We start from the raw sequence: 17,424 nt of genomic DNA, 5'->3' as shown, positions 1-17,424 counted from the left end.
TTCAACTCCTTAGTCAGCCAGGGCTATCGGCCCGATCTCATCGAACACATCACCCGGCCCCGGGTTCTCGGGGTGAGTGCTGCCGCCAAAGTGGGTCATGACGCCCCATACCGCGTTCAGCGAGGTTTGTACCGCACCCTCCACCCACGCTGGGGTCCAGGAAACGTCGTCACCGGCGATAAAAATCCCACGCTGTTCGGCGGGCATGTCCTTCTGCATGAAGTGCGCATACATGCGCTGGTTGTAGCGGTAGTGACCCGGCAACGCGCCTTTGAAGGCACCGAGGAAATGCGGGTCGGCTTCCCAGGACACGGTAATCGGGTCGCCGATGATGCGCGCCTTGATGTCGACTTTCGGGTAGATCTTGTTCAAGGCGTCCAGCGCCAGTTTCACGCGCTTGTCGATGGGCTGCGGGAGCATTTTCAGTGCGTCGCTCATCCACGAGTACGACAGGCAGATCACCCCTGGTTTGTCGTCGCCGTTGTCGAAAAGGTAAGTGCCGCGAGTGAGGCGATCGGTGAGGGTCATGCTCATCAGGTCGCGGCCGGTCTCCGGGTCTTTGTCTTTCCAGAACGGGCGGTCGACCATCACGAAGGTCTTTGACGATTGCATGTAGCGCGTACGGTCCAGGGCCATCCACATCTTTTGCGAGAACAGGGTTTCATCGCACTCGATCTGGGTGGTCAGCAGCCAGCTTTGGCAGGTGGTGAGCACGGCCGCGTATTCGCGAGTGTCGCCGTAATTGTCGGTCACCGCGAAACGGCCATCGGCAGCATGGGCAATGCGTTTGACCCCGGCCCTCGGTGCACCGCGGTGCAGCGAACTCAGGCTGGTACCGGCCGGCCAATGGGCGCAACGCTCCGGCACATGGCGCCAGATGCCCATCGGCACCTGGGCAACGCCGCCGACGATGAGATGTTGGTGATCGTCGCAGTTGGTCATGACCACGCGGAAGATTTCCAGCATCGAGTTGGGGAAATCCGAGTCCCAGCCGCCGGTGCCGAAACCTACCTGGCCAAACACCTCGCGGTGGTGGAACGATAACTTTGCGAAAGCCTTGGAGGTCGCCACGAAGTCGTAGAAGGTGCGGTCGTCCCACAAGGGCACCAGCTTGTTCCACAGCGCTTTGAGGCGCGGTACATCACGGTCGCGGATGGCTTGCTGGATATCGCCGAACTGCGAGCCGGCCTCCAGGGCGTCGGCCCAGGCGTCAGCCACTTCCTGGAACAGCGCAGGCAGATCGGACAGCTTTTGTGCGTAGTGGGTTTGGCCTTCCAGGTCGATCACCGTACTACCGGAGGCTGGTGTCAGCGGGTTAGGGAAGGGTTTGGTTTCCAGGCCCAGCTTGTCGACGTAGTGATAGAACGCGGTAGATGACACCGGAAAACGCATCCCGCCCAACTCGGCGATGATGCCTTCGGCGCCTTCGAAGGCCTGGGAACGCAAACGGCCGCCCATCTTCGAGGCTTCATACACCACAGGTTTGAGGCCCAGCTTCATCAATTCGTAGGCGGCGACCAGCCCGGCGATACCGGCGCCGACGATGGCCACTTCAGCGCCATGGTTGGCGGCGGGGATACTGCCGAGTCCAGCCGGATGTTCGATCCAGTCATCGAAGGCGAACGGGAAATCCGGGCCAAAGATGGTGATGGGTTTTTTACCGTCTGCTGGGTGGCGATTGGTCTTGCTGATGGTGCTGGACGGAATGCTCATGGCGGGCCCTTGCTGACGACTCGGCGGGAAGTGACCCGCTGAGTATAGGAAAAGATGGCAGCCAGTTTAGGGAGCGTTGCGTTCGTTAATAAGACGCAAAGTGTCGTCGGAATGAATTGTTTTTAGTCATAGTGACGAATTTAGTGGTCAGATTGGTTGTCCGCGGTCTAATTTGTTACTGAGGATGATCGATGTGGTGGTTTTCTCCACGCCATCGACACTGCCAATCTGGTCCAGCAGTTGATCGAGCTGTTCCGGCGAATCGGTGCGCAACCAGGCCACGTAATCGAACTCGCCGCTGACCGCGCACAGTTGTTGAACCTGGGCCATGGCGCTCAGCCTGCGCAGCACTTCTTTGCCCGAACGCGGTTGCACGGTGATCCCCACATAGGCCTGCAAGCCGCCATCTGCCATGCGTTGGCCCAGGCGCACACCATAGCCGGTGATCACCTGGGTTTTTTCCAGGCGCGCAAGGCGCGACGTCACCGTGGTGCGCGCGATGCCTAACTGCCGGGCAAGCATGGCCACGCTTTCGCGTGCGTTGATCTGCAGGGCGGCGATCAATTGACGATCGATTTCATCGAGGACGGCCAAGGGTGGCTCCAGTATGGGCGGTGAGGGGAGCCATATTACAATCTTCCAGATACGCAAAAGCCGCGCAATGCGCGGCTTTCTTGTTTGGTGGGCCCACACGGACTTGAACCGTGGACCAAAGGATTATGAGTTGTTGGGCGAGCTGATATGTCTAGATAAAGCGGCGGTAGTTTAACGTAGGTACAAAGAGCTGAAAATATCATAGTTAAAGGTGTTGAACGTAATTTGGGGAAAGAAGCGGAAGCTTTGCACTGTACTGCTGGTGTACCGCTGGTCAAACGTTTGGTACTAAAGGCCACGCCTCGAACTGTCGGAGGGCGCGTTAGCTTTTTAACCAAAAGTTCCGGCTGCTTTGCAGGCTTGCAGAAATCCATACTTCAAAAAATTCTCGTTGGTATATGGTGATTTTGCTGTGTGCCGGGCCACAGCTTGCAGATAGGCTTCGGGGGCTCTTCCGTCCGCGCCTGCTGATTCCTCGTGCCAGCGCCATTCATCCATAACTTCTACGACCCATGCCTTTGCATCTGAGCCGCACAGCTTTGCGCGATAACGCTCTTCAATGCTATAGATTTCCTTCCAGGTAGCAATTTGCTCGTCCAGTTCAGGTGGGCCGAAGCTAAGGCTAATGTCGGCGGTAGTCAGCTTTTCATGGTCAGCGTGCCGGATGAGCACCTGCAAACTAATGCTGTAAGGCTGGGTCGAAAACGGGTAGAACACCTTGCGGCGAACCTGCAAGCCGCACGGGTCTTTAGGTGAAAATGCCGTATCTTTACTGCTCTTATAGCTACTGTTGCAGTGGTGGCAGGCCGGTACTAAATTCTTGAAATTGATAGAGTTGAATGGATAGATCGTCTTTGGCATATAGTGGTCATATGCTTCGCGTTTGGTATGATTTCCCCCCAGCAGATCGCTGATGCCGCAGAAAGGGCAAGTGCCACTGTCGTTGGTATTTACGAATTGCTTATAATGATCACCTATGTCACCGGTTTTTTTCTTCATGGCTGAGGCATCGAAGTCATAGAGCCCGACAAAGAACATGCGTATGTCGCGAGCGATAGCTGGGAATTTGCTTTCAATGTCTGAATGTCGAGTAGCGTGATTTCCAGAATGGTTGGTACATAGCTGCTCGATATTATTGTTACTACAGTACCACCATTTCAACCGCCGAATCTGTTTTTGATTCAGATTGCTAAAGCCCTGGAAAATCCTCTCAACGTGACCATAAAAAAAGTCTGCGTTATTTTTATCTGAGTAGTAAAACGCCTCCATCACCTCGCGCAGTTCGATCTTGTAATCAAATAGGTGCAGACCGAACGTACCCACAGTTGGCGCGTTGCACCACACTTCAAAGAAGATGTAGTCGACGAACTCCTGCATCTTCTCCATTTGGTGCGGCACATAGGTATAAGGGAACAACATCAGCTTTCCCCCCTCTCTCGGCGCATCTGAACGCGGTCGAGCATGGTGTTGACCAAAAGTACTTTTTCCAACGAGTCGCCAAGCTCTCGATCAAGCTCGGTAATGAGAGTGGAGACATCCTCTCCACGTTCAAAGCGTTCCCGTAACCCTGCAAGGATTGACTGAGCATGTCCACCGATGGTTTCGCGCTTGCCGAAAGTTGTCATGGTGATCTTGTTGATTGATGCGCCTAGCGTGTTGTACTCAGGGTGCGCGATGCTAACCGTACCGGTATCCGAGTCTTTGTCGAATACCAGTACCTTACCGGGCTTGCTGTCTGATATTAGGAACGGCGAGTGGGTAGTAATGAGCATTTCCTGACTGGTTTCCGCTTGTGCTTGTAAGCATTCACGTAGACGGCTGATGAAACTCGCTCGCCACGCTGGATTAAAATGAGTCTCAGGTTCATCCAGCAGAAACAGACTGTTAGTATTACGAAATAGCAGGCATAGGCCTAGGCTGTGCAATAACTGGTGCTCACCGTCCGACAACTCTTTGAGTAGCATCGGTTTGGCTACACCCTTCTTCTTTAAGTAAAAATTCTTAAAGCGCATAGCACGTTCGTCGGAGGCCAGCGTAGGTACCGTTTCACTCACGTAGTAACTTTTTGATCGATAGATATCGGTCTTTAGGCTGTCACTCACCGAATGAAGATTTAGTACTAGTAACACTTGAAAAGCTTGAAACAAGTTGAGGGGGGACCCGTCGAAGTTGTCATGAAATGCCTCCCTGGTAGCTTCATTTACCCAATAATCGAGAGTCAGTGTGTCTGTGGCGTCATCTTGATAACTCAAAGTGGCGCAACGCTTTAGCTTTTCTATTATTGAAGATCTTTCATCGCCTTCCAGAAGGCGCATTAGATTAACTGTATAGGCACCCGTCTCTGAATTCCATGATATGGCCGGGTTGTCTGTGAAATAGCCGTCCTCTGAATATCCAAGGGAGAAGTAGTCGCCTGAAGTCAATTGTGCTGCTTGCTTAGCAGGCACCTCAATGCTCCGCTTGAGGATGATGCGAAACTGCCTAAGCGCCTCGATACCTACATCTTCGCGGAAGGGTTGCAGTGTTGTGTGGTCTTGGAAAAGCAGATTGCAAAGCAGAATGGCCTGACTGAATCCGTTGTCCAGGTAGGCCAGCCGTGTTTCGGGGTGCCCGGGATAGCTCAACTGTTGAATCAGCGAATTCCAGTATTCGTCGAACTGCACGAAGCGCAGTTTGAAGAATGGCAGGCTGAGAATTTCGTTTTCGCCTGACGAGTAGCCCAGCACGTATTGCGGCATCAGAATGTCAGCGTGGCCGCCGTCAAGCGCGTCGTAAACATTAGCGTTGAAGTCGCCTTGGTTGTTCCAAAGGAAACGTACGGATTCGCCGGGTTTTTTCCAGACGCCTACCTCGGCCCACACTGGACCATCGGGCTGGATGTATTCCGCTGGCACACGAATCAGGTAGTCCAACTCGAACGCCACAGGCGAGAAATCCTCACCTGCGTTCTGGAGTACCTCTGGCAGGAAGCTACGGCGTACACGCAAAATTTCAAGTTGGAAAAAGATCGCTGCCAGGGCTTCAAGCAAGTTGGATTTTCCGCTGCCATTGGGGCCTGCGCATACGAAAGGGGCGAAGTCTTCGGGTTCTGTCAGCTCGTCCTGGAGTCCCCATTCGGTGCGAAAAAGGTGTTCAAAGCCGCAGGGCAAACTGCGAAAGCCTGCCGGGTCGGTGATCTTGATGCGCAGCAGTTTCATACCTGCACAGCCTTGAGTTCGATACGGTTGCCTGCGTCGTCAAAAGCCTGCACCAGCTTGCCAGCAGCCAGTGCCTCGAACACCCACGTCTTGATGTGTTCAAATTCATTAGTGCCCAGCTCGAAATCGTTGTCGGGATGCCGCTCCACCAAGCGGGTTTGCGCCGCCGTCATAAAGTGCTGTATCGAAAACGGCGTGTTTCCCAGTTGACCTCGGTAGGCCTCCAGCCACTGCGTGATCAACGCCGCTCTCGCGTCAGCATTCTCAAGCGTCTCCAGCAAGTTTTCAGTGTCGGGTAGGTGGATGGCGAAGCCTTCTGCGGACGGATTATGTAAGAGTTCTACTGGCATGGCTTTCTCTTCTTCAGGTTGTATGCCCGGCAACGGAACGCGCGACAAATCCAGCGTACCCTTGAATGCCTGCTGGCTCAGCGTGTTGAAGAGGGCTTCCAGATCAATGAAGCTTTGTTGGTAGCGGGATCTGAGCTCTTCGACTTTTTCGACGATGGCTGAAAACGCCTGTTGTTTTTCAAACGGCACGTCAATTGTGGGGATTGGATATATTCGAGAACCAGACACAAGCGGCTGCGCGGCCCTTCCTGCTATCTTGTTGAGATCATGAGCTGCTAACAAGTGCTTGAGAAACACGAGGTCTGTTCTCTTCAAAAATTTTTTAACGTAAAGCGCATTATCAGTAACCCATGACTTTGGCTCTGTGATGTGCACTGAACCGCAGTAGTACCCCACTCGTCCAATGACAAGCGTTGGCGCATCAAACATATATTCTGAATGAACACCATTTACACCATTCCCGCCGTAAACTTTATGCGGCCCCTCGGTGTTCATGTCTTTGGCCACTAGGCCATTTCCACTGGCCACCTTGATGAGCTGCCCAATTATCGTTGGTTCCCACCCCTTTTCATTCCGCACCGGATCGCCAAAGAATTCTAAAAATAGGCTCTTAAGCAGGTCGTCAAGCTCCTTCAGATTTCGTTTGCGTACGGCGATGAGCCCTTCCACTTTGCCGAGCAGATGTGCAATGCGTATTTGGTTGTTGAAATCTGGGGCGTTATTCTCGAAAGGAATCGGTATTTCAATCTGTTTGAGAAATTTGAAATGCCTGCTGTATCCGGCTTCTTTAAGCTGAATGGAACGAAGGTAGTAGTAAATGTAGCGGGTGTGCGCCAGGTCAGGATTTACCCAAAGCGCTTTGGCACCGTCTGCACCGAGTGCAATCGGATCATTTTCATATTTCAGTGCACGCGTGTGATCGCCAAAAATCAATATTGGAAGTAATTGGCCATTAACAAGGTTTGTGTCATCGGTGTAACCGGCAATTGGCGCTTTGCCTTGATCAATGATTTTGTATTTGCCTTGAGCGTGATATTCAGAGGCCTTGATTTTCGAAAACTTGGAAGTGGCATCTGTAATAACCTCGGAAAAGGGGTACCACTTCATCCCAGCATCCCCTTCAATTCGAGAAGCTCGCGCACTATGCCGCTTTGCACCCTGGCGAGTTCCATTTCATCCACTTCACCTACTTCGGCCTGAATCAAACGTTCCAGAATCACGCCCGGTGCGTCGTAGTGTACGTCCTCAAACACGTTGGTTTTGTAGCGGGAATGCGAGAGGTCGTAGTTGTTTTTTTCGCTCGCAATCTCGGTGCGCGGCACCATGAAGCACTTGGTCGTGCGGTCGGTGTCGGTGTCGGCGGCGGTACTGCAGGAATCGCGGTTATGGAATTGAACAATGATGTCTTGAAGGTCGCCGTTGCCTTCTTGCTTGCTGCGTCTGTCGTCTAGCGAATAGCCGTCGGCGGCCATCTCATAGAACCAGACTTTTTCGGTCGCAGGCTGGGTGACTTTGTCCTTCGACCCCCAGACCTTGGTGAACAGCAGAATGGCTGTGCTGACTCCGGCATAGGGCTTGAACACGCCGCTGGGCATCGTGATGACGGCCTTGAGGTCGCAGCGCTCCACCAGCAACTGGCGAAGGGTCTTGAATGCGCCGCCTGAGCCGAACAGCACACCCTGCGGCACAATCACGCAGGCAGTGCCGCCTTTCTTGAGTAAGCGGAAGATGTTCTCGACAAACAGCAGCTCCGTTTTGGTTGTGCCCAGTTGCAGATTTTCATTGATGTCTCCCTTGTCGATGCTGCCGGTGAAGGGAGGGTTGGCCAGCACGATGTCGTATTCAGATTCCTCGGTGTAACTCTTGCTGAGGGTGTCTTTGTAGTCAATGTGTGGTTCGTCGATGCCGTGCATCATCAGGTTCATCAGTCCCAGGCGTACCATGGTGGCGTCGATGTCGTACCCCCACAGTGAGCTGGCGAGAATTGCCTGAGCTTTTTCCGTGAGGGTTGCGGCTACTGAGGTGCGGACGAAGCCGTCTTCATCAGGTGTGAGGTTGTTTGTGCCCGCATTGATGGCTAGCTGCGTGACAATGTACTGGTAAGCACCGAGCAAAAAACCGCCGGAACCACAGGCCGGGTCGGCGATCTTGTGGCCCAGTTGAGGCTGCACCAAATCGGCCATCAATTTGATGATGTGACGGGGGGTGCGAAATTGGCCATTTTTGCCAGCGGTGGCTATCTCTGACAGCAGCATTTCATAGACATCGCCCTGTATGTCTTGAAAGGCCTGGCCGTTCTCGCGCGAGTCGCGCTCCATCACCTCGAAGATGTCGTCGATAGTCTTCACCGCCTCCACTAGCAGGGCGGGCTTGGGGATGATGAATACTGCGTTTCTCATGTGATGGGTGAAGTTGGACTCCGCGCCGTTCAGGTCTTTGAGAAAGGGAAATACTTTGCCCTGCACATGCTGCAGCATCTCTTCGGCCTGCATGCGCTTGAACTCGCTCCAGCGCAGAGTACGTTTATCAACGCCGTACTGGTGTCGGTCATGTGCAAGGATTTCGACTAACTCCGTCGCGCTCTCACGACCACTGAGCTTGGTTCGATGTTCCGGTGGAACCCAGACACCCTCAAACTTGGATGTGTACTTTTCATCTGTCCATTCGGCGTCGGACTGGCGCTTGAGATCGAGCTCATCTAGCCGCTTCATGAAAAGCAAGTAGGTGATCTGCTCGATGGCGGTGAGCGGGTTGCTGATGCCACCGCTCCAGAATTTGTCCCAGAGCAGATCGATTTTGCCTTTGAGTTCGCGGTTGTTCTGTAGCATGAGTTGCCCTGATATTTAGGCAGACAACCGTTCGGTCAGCTGCAGGATTTCGTTGATTTCGCCCGGACTGAATACTCCACGGATGCCCTGTGGGTGAATGACCGTGAAGGGGGTGTTGATCAGGTCTTTCTTCTCCACCTTTTCGCGCTCGATGATGAAGTTCTTCAGCAGGTTGAGGAACTCCATCTGCCGGCTGCTGAGCGTGGTGTGGGCGCGGATGAATTGGGCGAAGGCCGCGCTGACCTCGTCCGGGAAGCTCTTGAGCACTTCTATGCCCAGGATATGGCGGATGAACTGGATAAAGCTCGCCTTACGGTTTCTATAGACTTGGCGCAGTAGGTTTTCGGTGATATGCGGATGCTCTTCGTGGAGTATATCGGCTAGCTCACAGGACTCATCTGCACTCACTACTTCACCGTTCTTGATTTTCTGCAGCACAGGGTTGCGCTCGGTCAGTTCCGCAATCAGGCTTTCTACCATTTCACGGTAGCGGGTGATGCTCACGGCCTCGTGCTGCGGGCCGAATTCCACCCACTCCTTCTTGTGCAGTTCATCGGCCAGGTCGAGGTGGGTTTGCTCCTGGCCAGTGCTCTGTTCTCGAAATCTCATCAGCGGGCCGAGTTTGGCGACCATATTGTCGAAGGCGTCTTCATCGGCCTTGGCCCAGTAGTAGCTGGTCTGCGCGGCGCGGATCAGGGTTTCTTCCTGCTTCACGAAACTGACCGAGAGTGGCAGCTCGCTGATCTGTTCGACGATGCCCTCTTTGAGGATTTCCGCTTGCTCCTTGTCTTCGTTCAGTATGGCCAGCGAATATTCGAGCAGGTCGCGCTCGAAACGCATGGCCTTGAAGTCGGCCTCGGAGACGGTGCGGAACAGCGGCTTTATTTCGGCGCGCAGGAATTCTAGCCGGTCGTGGCTGAGGCTGATCCAGAAGTTGTCGTCGTCCAACCTTGCCAGGGCAGCGGCGGCCTCCTTGATCACCACGGATTCCTTGGGCAGCGCAGTAATCTGCAGGCGGAGCTTGGTGATTTCACGACTGGCAATGTCGACATGGCCGCTGTCGTTGGCCTTCTCGATCTTATCGAGCCGCAGACCCACCAGCCGCACGGGCAGCGACAATTGCGGCTTGAGTACTTTGCCCTTGGGATTGAGCTTGAAGTATTCGAAGTTGTCCCAGCAGTCGAGGATCAGGAACGCATCTTTCTCAAGGCACCAGGGCTTGGGCTTGCTGGTTTCCAGCAAGCGAGTGCCGCGCCCGACCATCTGCCAAAACTTGGTGTAAGAATAAACTGGTTTGGCGAACACGAGGTTCACGATTTCGCGCACATCAATGCCGGTGTCGAGCATGTCCACACTGATGGCGATGCGTGGCATGTCGTTGTTGGTGAACTGGTCGAGCAGACCGCCTTTGCCGTAGACGCGCGGATCGTCCGACACCAGCACCTTGGCCAACTCGCCGTGGTGCTGTGGGTAGAGCTTGTCAAAGATTTCTTCCATACGCCGGGCGTGCGCCTTAGTGGCGCAAAAGAAAATGGTCTTGCCTGGCAGCACGCCGTTGGCGTCCTTGATGGATTCTTCCATGAACTCGCGGACGATCAGGGTGTTGGTGCCCTTATTGATTACCTGCTTTTCGAGCTGGGTGCCTTCGAAATTGATGTCTTCAACCTCTTTGCCCTGCAATATCAGCTTTTTCTGGTCTTCCAACGAAATGGTGCGCTTGCTGATGCCCTCCATCTGAAACTTGGTCTGGATCTTCATGACCTGGAAATCGGAGAGGTAAGGCGGTAGGTTGTTCACGGCTTCTTCGAAGGTGTAGGCAAAGGTCGGGAGGCCGTCGTCACAATGAAAGAGCTTAAATGTGTTGTGATCAATGATATCGGTTGGCGTAGCCGTCAAACCCAAGGTGATGGTTTTGAAATAGTCGAGTACTTCGCCGAAGGTGTTGTAAATGGAGCGATGGCTTTCATCGACGACGATGAAATCGAAGAAGTGTGGCGACAGGTGTTGCGCCTCATCCCGAATGATGTTGAGCATTGTGGGATAGGTGGCAACGTAAATGCGACGGTCCGTGGCAATCAGCTTTTCGCCCATATTGGGCCAGCGCGGCTCGTTGGGCATGTGTTCCTTGAAGGCCGCCAGTGCCTGCTCGCGCAGGGCAATACGGTCGACTAGAAACAACACCTTCTCGGCGTGGTCCGCGCGCATCAGCGCATCGACCATGGCGATGCAGGTGCGGGTTTTTCCGGTGCCAGTAGCCATCACCAGCAGAAAGTCGCGCTTTTTCTGCTCGATGCCTTCGAGTACTGAACGGATGGCGCGGATCTGATAATCACGACCTGCAATCGAAGTGTTGATGAACTCTTGCGTCAGCGGCTTGCGATTGCGGCGAATATAGGCGAAGCGCTCCAAATCGTCGCGCGTGGGAAAGCCGATGACCTTGCGCGGCGGGGCGTTTTCCAGATCCCAAAAGTAGATATCGTGACCGTTAGTGTAGAAACAGAAAGGCAGTTCGCCGCTCAGCTGCTTTTGAATGTTGTAGCAATACTGCTTGGCCTGCTCGCGGCCTATGGCGGCGTCTCGGCTGGTCTTCTTGGCCTCAATGACGGCCAGCGGCTTGCGATCCTTGCCCAACAAAACGTAGTCACTGAACTGATGAACTTCGTAAGTCGTACGTGGTTCAGCCACGCCTTCAGGCAAGCCGATCAAGATATCGAACTCTTCAACCACCTGTGTGGGGTCTTTGACGTTCCAGCCAGATCGCGCAAGCTGCTGATTTACAAGCTCTGATCGTGTTTGCGCTTCCGATTGAAACATTTTTTATAGTCTCTTCCAATTTAGCGACTTTGAGATCAACCCGTGTGCGGATGCTCCGCCCAGAACAGCAGATTTCCGCGAGGGCAGCTGGTCTGGTCAGTTTGGGTGCTCATCTATGTCATGGATACCTCTGCCCATACAGATCGACCGATCCTGCCTCCAATATGTCCAGCTGCTGATTCTAACGTAACTAGGTGAAATTGATCGCAGTTTGAGCAAGTCAGCCGTGGGCATCTCTACGGAGCCATTCGGCCCCCGCTTTCTCAAGTCGCTTCTCTGACGCAGGCATCCCATTATCGAGTTGGAGGTGGATGCTGCGCCTGCGGCCAGACAGAGGCCGCATCCGGTGTTTCTCACTATTCGCCCAAGTGATGGTTTGCAGTGGCTCCAGATACGTTGACCACTGCCTAGTAAAGCAGCGTGTCGATACCACCTTTGAAGCTGATAGGAGCCATTGCCAGCAACGTCTGCACATGCCTGAGTTGATACTACAATTGTGGACCAGTGAACTGCTCAATAGGAGGAACCGTCTATGGCTGAGTCTATGCGGGCCGCATCGATCTATGCAGCGTCAACCCCACGCTTTGCTGGGAAATTTCCAGATAGCAATGCCGACGAGCTATGGGTAGCTGATATCAAAGCATGTGTGTCAGGCGGCAAATGTCAGGTGTTCAGCGACGTAATGTTCGTTGAGTCCAATGGTGCCGCATTCATCTTCGGGATTGAGCATGAGGACGGCCGGCCGAGGGGCGTCAAAACGGAACCGGCTGAACGACAACAGCTTTTCATCGACTTTTTGCGCGAGCAAAACGAGGCAATGGATTGCGCCATGGGTGGGCTGAGGGCGATTTTTCAAGGCTCAGCGTACGCTAGCCAAGCGAGAGTAACTGCGGCATACATGATTCATCGAGAGCATCTGACGGATCTGGCCTTGGGCTACCGAAATCGGGATGGTGAGTACGTGTGTGAGAAATTCGAAAAGGAAGATGGATTTCTTGCAAATGCCCGAGCTACATTGGCCTTCGATGAACTAGTTCGTTGATACACAGCGGGCGAGGATAGGTCAGGAACGAAACGCCTATCGTCCTTCAGCTCGTGAATAAGGCAGACAAGGCTGCCAAGGCTGCCAATGGGGGCTGCCGTGTCAGATAGTAGCTATTCGATCCTACGTTCCTCAGAGGGCACCGCTTCAACCCCTATTGAGGCGGTTGAACGAGCTTTAAGCTCCAGGAGGGTTTTCGCGCCATTCGCATGAAGGATAGATCGAAGTGTCGTGCGCGTGACGAAGGTAGGCAGCGAATCAATAAGTTCGTTTTGATCATCAATGAATCGTGGTTCAATTGGAGGAATAGATTGCTTCATATGCCTGCTCCCGAGCTGAAAGGTTAGGACTGGTCGCAGCAGTATGCCTGCGGCGGTGCCATTTGAGCCTAGTCCTGGGTTGGATGGTTGTTAACGAAGTCCGAAATGTCATCAGAGCGCATGCTCAAACTGTTGCCCTCGAATACAGGATTCTCGCCAGACTGCGATTTCTTACTGCTTTCATCAATCTCTGTCGCTAACCTTCCACCTGCCGTACCTGCTATCGCGTCACTGGCACGGTTGCTGATGCTTTGACCCACATGGTCCGCAACAAGCGAAGCTGCGTTAGCGGCTAGCCTTCCCGCAGTCGCCACTCGCGATGCATACCCTGATTCTTGCCCGGTGCCTGAGCCCATAGCTTGCGCAAAAGCAGATTGCCCTTGGCCGCCTGATGTTTGCTGATCACTCGCTGAGTCACTCATAACGGTACCGGTGTCGTTCGAGGTGCCTTCCATATTGGCGTGAGCCGATTTGAAAGCTGCGCTGATTGCCGAAGCGCCTCCTGATAACTCATTAGCTCCTGCCAATGCGGCGCTACCTGCTGACGCTACTGCTGATGCCGCCATTGTGGCTGCCCCTAGTGCGGCTCCAGCACCGAAGCTGCCGATCCCCGAAGCTTGTCCGCCTGAGCCGACGATGCCAGCCAGCATGGGCGGGAGCTTGTTGACCAGCGTGAGCAATATCACGGAAGCCACAAGCAGCACGCAGAGGCTATTCAAATCTGGAGTTCCAACCTCAAACGCCTTGTAGTACTGGTCCAGGAATGACTTACCTACGCCGATCAGAAACGTCATGGTGAAAAGCTGGATGCCCACGCCAAGCACGGTTTTATAGAAGTTGATTGCGATATCCGAGGTCCAGCGGCTGCCACCAAATCCTAAGAGGAAGATACCTGCGTAAGCAAGCAACCATGCCGATACGAGCAGCAGGAGCATATTGACCGCGATTAGGGCCAGTATCACCAGCACCACGATGGCAGCGGCAAGCATCAGCGCTGTAATTACTGGGTACATCACCGATGAGGATTCCCCGACCTTCGTGAGAATATTGAAACCGATATCGATGATGCTCGATGGCGACAAGCCGCTACCTAGCCCAGAGGCGTTTGCACTGATGGCCCGCATGGTATCGATGATGGCTAAAGATATAGCGGGGCCATTGACGAGTAGCCACCAAAAGAAGCCCAAAGTACCGAAGAAGCGAATTGTTTCGGCAAAGAAGGTCTGTATATCAGCGTTCCTCAGTGCCATCAGGCCATAGGTCCAAGTCATGCTGATTAACGCTAATCCCCAAAATAGCCAAGATGCTTTGCTGGTGATCTCGGAGCGCCAGGTGACCGCAACCGTCGAAAAGCTATCGAGAATTTTGTTGAGCATGTTGCCGCTGTCCAGGCCGGCTGCCTGAGCGGTATGACTAAATGCCAGTGTGATGAGCAATAGGTAGATGGGGAGTAGCTTCTTCATGGGTCACCATTTCCTGTCTGTGCTTGGGGTGTTTCCATGCCCTAGGACGCAGCCTGCATAGTCGGTGGGGCCGCTCTGCTGTAACTGTCGTCCATCTGATCCAAGGCAACCGGGAGGCTTGGGATTGTCCGGTGCATCGCAACCGCTCATGAGTAGAACCACGAGCGCTATACCGGAGATAAGTCGAATAGCTCGGCGCATTTGCTCACCACTCCTTGTCGCTGCTTTTGCTGTTGCGACCGGCAAGCGCCCTGTTACTAGCTGCAAGACTTTGAGCGTCACGATCAGCTTCAATTTGGGCACTGGTGGCGAGAGCATTTTGCTGAGCGATTAGCAGGCTGCGAATTTGTAGAAGTTGGTTGGTCTGAGCGCTGGCCAACTGATTGGCCGATTGAATCGCCTGCATTTGGCCAGTGGCACTGGTCGCCGAGCGTTGCATGCGCGCAAGCGCGTCGGCATCTGTTTGCAGGGTCCCCTGTTGGTTCGAGACGCTGGTTAAAAGGGCGTCGTTTGCCTTTTTACGGGCAGTGGTGGCTTGGCTCTGTGCATTGGCGATGGCTTCGTGGTCCTGAGTCGTACAAGTGTCCACACCTATGCAGGGTGCTTCGTCGTAATGAGCTGTGTCCTGGTAGCGCGAAAGGTATTGTTCGAGGCTCCCTGCTTGAGTTTTGTAATAGCTGAGTGTGTCCTGCGCTGCGAGCAGCTTAGAAATCGTCTGGTCGGCTTCGCTCCAGATGTAGGCCGCAGGCGCAGCAGTGTTTTGCAGCATGTTTTGATACTGCTGCAGTTGGGTCTTGTATTGCTCAATCTGCTTGGTCACCGCCGCGACGTTTTGAAGCGCGCTGATCGTCGCTTGACCGGCGTTGGCAGCGTCGATCACCGGAATGCCGGCAACGACATGGAAGGGCAGGGCTACAATCAGCCAGCTTATTCTTCGTATGGTTCGTGGCATGCTCATGTGGACTCCAAAAGGAAAAGTGAGGTACGGATTTTTTAGCCGCTAAAATTTCAGCGCCTGGACTAGCCGGAGCATTTCGTCTTGGTTGGCTTCGATTCGCTTCAAAAGAGCTCGCACGACACCGGGCGTCCAAGCACTGCCGCAGGCAGCCAGCTTGGGGTCATCGGTTAGCCACAGCTTCAGTAATCCACCAAGTCTGCCCTGGTCCGCGTTGACCTTAACGAGTTGCAATACGTATTGAGAGTCGAGCGTACTTTTAATCACGTAACCTAGACTTAGCCGCCGTAGATATTCCGCAACTGTCAAACTCACATTTTCTGCATTCTCTTTAATGATTTGCTCCTCGCTCGGTAAGACCGGCACTCGAAGATGCTTTCCGTGTTTTCGAGTGTGTTCCAGCCGTTTGTTAGAACTCATAGTTAACCTCCTTCTGGTGTCCAGAACGTTGCGGTAGCGACATGCCTCGCAGAGCAAGACAGCATTGAGTGCCGCAGGCGCGAATACGCGATAGTGAAATTGGCTAACCGACTTGTCGGTTGGCTAACTTCACCTATCTTGCCCAAGATCTCGCTGTTGTTTTGGCGAACAGTGTCCATTTCTTAGGACGAGCTATGACGTTGTTTTGCGGATAAATCGAGTGTTGATCTGAAAAACAACTCTGTTGTTCGGTAAATGAACGTCAAAAGCAATATTGTTCGGGATAACAACGGCTAAATACCGATAGGTGAAAGCCTGATTGATCTCTTTAGCAATCGTCGCTTTTTTTCGTGATGAGCTTCCGACTGTACCGACGAAAAGCCTGGTAACCAAAATTAACTACGCCTTCCTCGCTCAGCGTTTTCCAAATACTCAACAATGAATATCCGCGCTGAACCGCATCCTGTATCTGCGGCCGATGTATGACCATCACTGCACGATGGGCTGATGGACTAGATGGATCTGCGTGTTGAATCACATACTCTGCGATTCTGAGCGTTAATGGTTTCATTGCTTCCTCCTGACGACGTTATTCGTCTTGACCTAGTAGCCGCCCCTCATTTGATAACTCGCAAACTGGAGACGAATTCGAGCTACGCCTAGATCTCTTTAATTTGCTTAAGTACTCCTTGCCTAAATCAGAGCGCTCGTTAGCCCTAACACTTGGGGGGGCGTTTTGCGCTGCTTTTTGAGGCGTGCTGGGCAGTGGCTGTGGGCCTCGCTCCAAATCAGGTTGTAGGGCCTGTGGCTTAAAGTTATAGGTCCCTTCCCGATATCGTTTGATCACCCCGTGGAACCAGCGGATAGCCGTCGTTTTGATCGTCCCCGCCTTGATCGCAGCGGACAACTCGTCGAGCATCCGCTGCTGGTCGGCGAGCGGAACCTGCTCAAGTGCTTTGAAAACCTGCTCACGGGTTTCCGTAAGCATTGGGGCTGTCAACCGCAGCGGCGGCACCGGAAGCCCATCGGCATTTGCCTGAGATGTAGTTGTATTTGGTTTTTTTAGTTTTTGTTTTGTATATGTATTTGTAGGTCTAGGTATTCCCGCAGTCGGATGATCCGATCGCGGATTTTCCACATTCGGAATTTCGATGCCGGGCTCTGGCATTTTGGACCGCTTTGAACGATCCCTTAGTCTCCATTCGTACCCAGAGTAATGCCCTCGCGCGTCATATTTTTGCTCGATTTCTAAATAGCCTGCATCCTTCAGCTCCTGCACCCCAGACCTAATGGCCGTGGTCCCTGCCTGGTGTATTTTGGCAAGATGCTCGATACTGAGACCCTCATAGTCTGGGCGCAATGAAAGTAATGATGCGATTATTCCTTTAGCCTTCAGGCTAAGGTTTTCGTCATTGATTATATGATTGGGTATCATTGTGAAACCCTTTGAGTGGCCCTGTCTTTCCACGATCAAAGTTATAGACATACAACTAGCCCTGATCTATAGCTTTGGCGACATCTGCAGTCCGGAAGTAGATCCTTCTCCCGATTTTTATCTTGCAAGGTAAGAATTTTCTGGAAACTTCATTGTCGCCGCTCAAGCTAATCCGTAGACCATCCTTGCTCCTGTGAAGTAACTCCGCTAACTGGTCAATAGACAAGAGCGGAGCCCCTGAAAAAAGCGCGCGTATTGATTCTTCAGTAGTCATATTTAGGTCTCATCCGATT

14 protein-coding genes are annotated in these 17,424 nt (G+C 53.2%); 1 reads left to right on the top strand and 13 read right to left on the bottom strand.

The genetic code is table 11. The features are described 5' to 3' along the window. Window positions 1-9: 9 nt before the first annotated feature. From HCF10_RS20040 to HCF10_RS20010, 7 genes are all read right to left on the bottom strand, one after another. Window positions 10-1,692: a flavin monoamine oxidase family protein gene (locus HCF10_RS20040; RefSeq protein ID WP_145336948.1), complete on the bottom strand. Its 1,683-nt coding sequence runs from the start codon at window positions 1,690-1,692 to the stop codon at window positions 10-12. 168 nt (window positions 1,693-1,860) lie between these two features. Beyond that, complete coding sequence (locus tag HCF10_RS20035) at window positions 1,861-2,307, bottom strand: Lrp/AsnC family transcriptional regulator (protein WP_131699115.1); 447 nt, start codon at window positions 2,305-2,307, stop codon at window positions 1,861-1,863. A gap of 330 nt (window positions 2,308-2,637) precedes the next feature. Further along, window positions 2,638-3,726: an HNH endonuclease gene (locus HCF10_RS20030; protein WP_167656247.1), complete on the bottom strand. Its 1,089-nt coding sequence runs from the start codon at window positions 3,724-3,726 to the stop codon at window positions 2,638-2,640. Further along, window positions 3,726-5,504 (bottom strand): restriction system-associated AAA family ATPase, encoded by a 1,779-nt coding sequence (locus HCF10_RS20025; RefSeq protein WP_167656246.1) that lies wholly within the window; start codon window positions 5,502-5,504, stop codon window positions 3,726-3,728. Before HCF10_RS20025 ends, HCF10_RS20030 begins: the two co-directional genes overlap by 1 nt. Then, complete coding sequence (locus HCF10_RS31095; RefSeq protein ID WP_205885780.1) at window positions 5,501-6,961, bottom strand: restriction endonuclease subunit S; 1,461 nt, start codon at window positions 6,959-6,961, stop codon at window positions 5,501-5,503. Before HCF10_RS31095 ends, HCF10_RS20025 begins: the two co-directional genes overlap by 4 nt. Beyond that, window positions 6,958-8,682 carry a type I restriction-modification system subunit M gene (locus HCF10_RS20015; RefSeq protein ID WP_167656245.1) on the bottom strand — a complete coding sequence of 575 codons (1,725 nt, stop codon included), beginning with the start codon at window positions 8,680-8,682 and terminating at the stop codon, window positions 6,958-6,960. Before HCF10_RS20015 ends, HCF10_RS31095 begins: the two co-directional genes overlap by 4 nt. Before the next feature lie 15 nt (window positions 8,683-8,697). After that, window positions 8,698-11,496 carry a type I restriction endonuclease subunit R gene (locus HCF10_RS20010; protein ID WP_167656244.1) on the bottom strand — a complete coding sequence of 933 codons (2,799 nt, stop codon included), beginning with the start codon at window positions 11,494-11,496 and terminating at the stop codon, window positions 8,698-8,700. Window positions 11,497-12,028: 532 nt separating this feature from the next. Here HCF10_RS20010 and HCF10_RS20005 point away from each other — a divergent pair. Then, complete coding sequence (locus tag HCF10_RS20005) at window positions 12,029-12,538, top strand: hypothetical protein (protein ID WP_167656243.1); 510 nt, start codon at window positions 12,029-12,031, stop codon at window positions 12,536-12,538. Window positions 12,539-12,926: 388 nt separating this feature from the next. On the opposite strand, the gene trbL is transcribed toward HCF10_RS20005, so the two are convergent. The 6 genes from trbL to HCF10_RS31485 form a co-directional block, all read right to left on the bottom strand. Further along, window positions 12,927-14,321: a P-type conjugative transfer protein TrbL gene (trbL, locus tag HCF10_RS20000; RefSeq protein ID WP_167656242.1), complete on the bottom strand. Its 1,395-nt coding sequence runs from the start codon at window positions 14,319-14,321 to the stop codon at window positions 12,927-12,929. 205 nt (window positions 14,322-14,526) lie between these two features. After that, entirely contained in the window at window positions 14,527-15,279 is a 753-nt protein-coding gene (gene trbJ / locus HCF10_RS19995; RefSeq protein WP_167656241.1) for a P-type conjugative transfer protein TrbJ, read from the bottom strand. Window positions 15,280-15,321: 42 nt separating this feature from the next. Further along, complete coding sequence (gene traJ / locus HCF10_RS19990) at window positions 15,322-15,696, bottom strand: conjugal transfer transcriptional regulator TraJ (protein ID WP_167656240.1); 375 nt, start codon at window positions 15,694-15,696, stop codon at window positions 15,322-15,324. A 328-nt stretch (window positions 15,697-16,024) separates the two neighbouring features. After that, the gene (locus HCF10_RS19985; RefSeq protein WP_237683158.1) at window positions 16,025-16,186 is read right to left on the bottom strand and encodes a TraK family protein; all 162 of its coding nucleotides are present in this window, start codon (window positions 16,184-16,186) and stop codon (window positions 16,025-16,027) included. Window positions 16,187-16,285: 99 nt separating this feature from the next. Beyond that, complete coding sequence (locus tag HCF10_RS19980) at window positions 16,286-17,131, bottom strand: helix-turn-helix domain-containing protein (protein ID WP_237683156.1); 846 nt, start codon at window positions 17,129-17,131, stop codon at window positions 16,286-16,288. Between the two features lie 55 nt (window positions 17,132-17,186). Then, window positions 17,187-17,405: a helix-turn-helix domain-containing protein gene (locus HCF10_RS31485; protein ID WP_237683155.1), complete on the bottom strand. Its 219-nt coding sequence runs from the start codon at window positions 17,403-17,405 to the stop codon at window positions 17,187-17,189. Window positions 17,406-17,424 lie beyond the last annotated feature (19 nt).

It is taken from the genome of Pseudomonas sp. B14(2022) (assembly GCF_012030485.1).
GTDB lineage: Bacteria > Pseudomonadota > Gammaproteobacteria > Pseudomonadales > Pseudomonadaceae > Aquipseudomonas.
The sequence above is the reverse complement of the archived record's forward strand: the minus strand, read 5'-3'. Positions and strand labels throughout refer to the sequence as shown.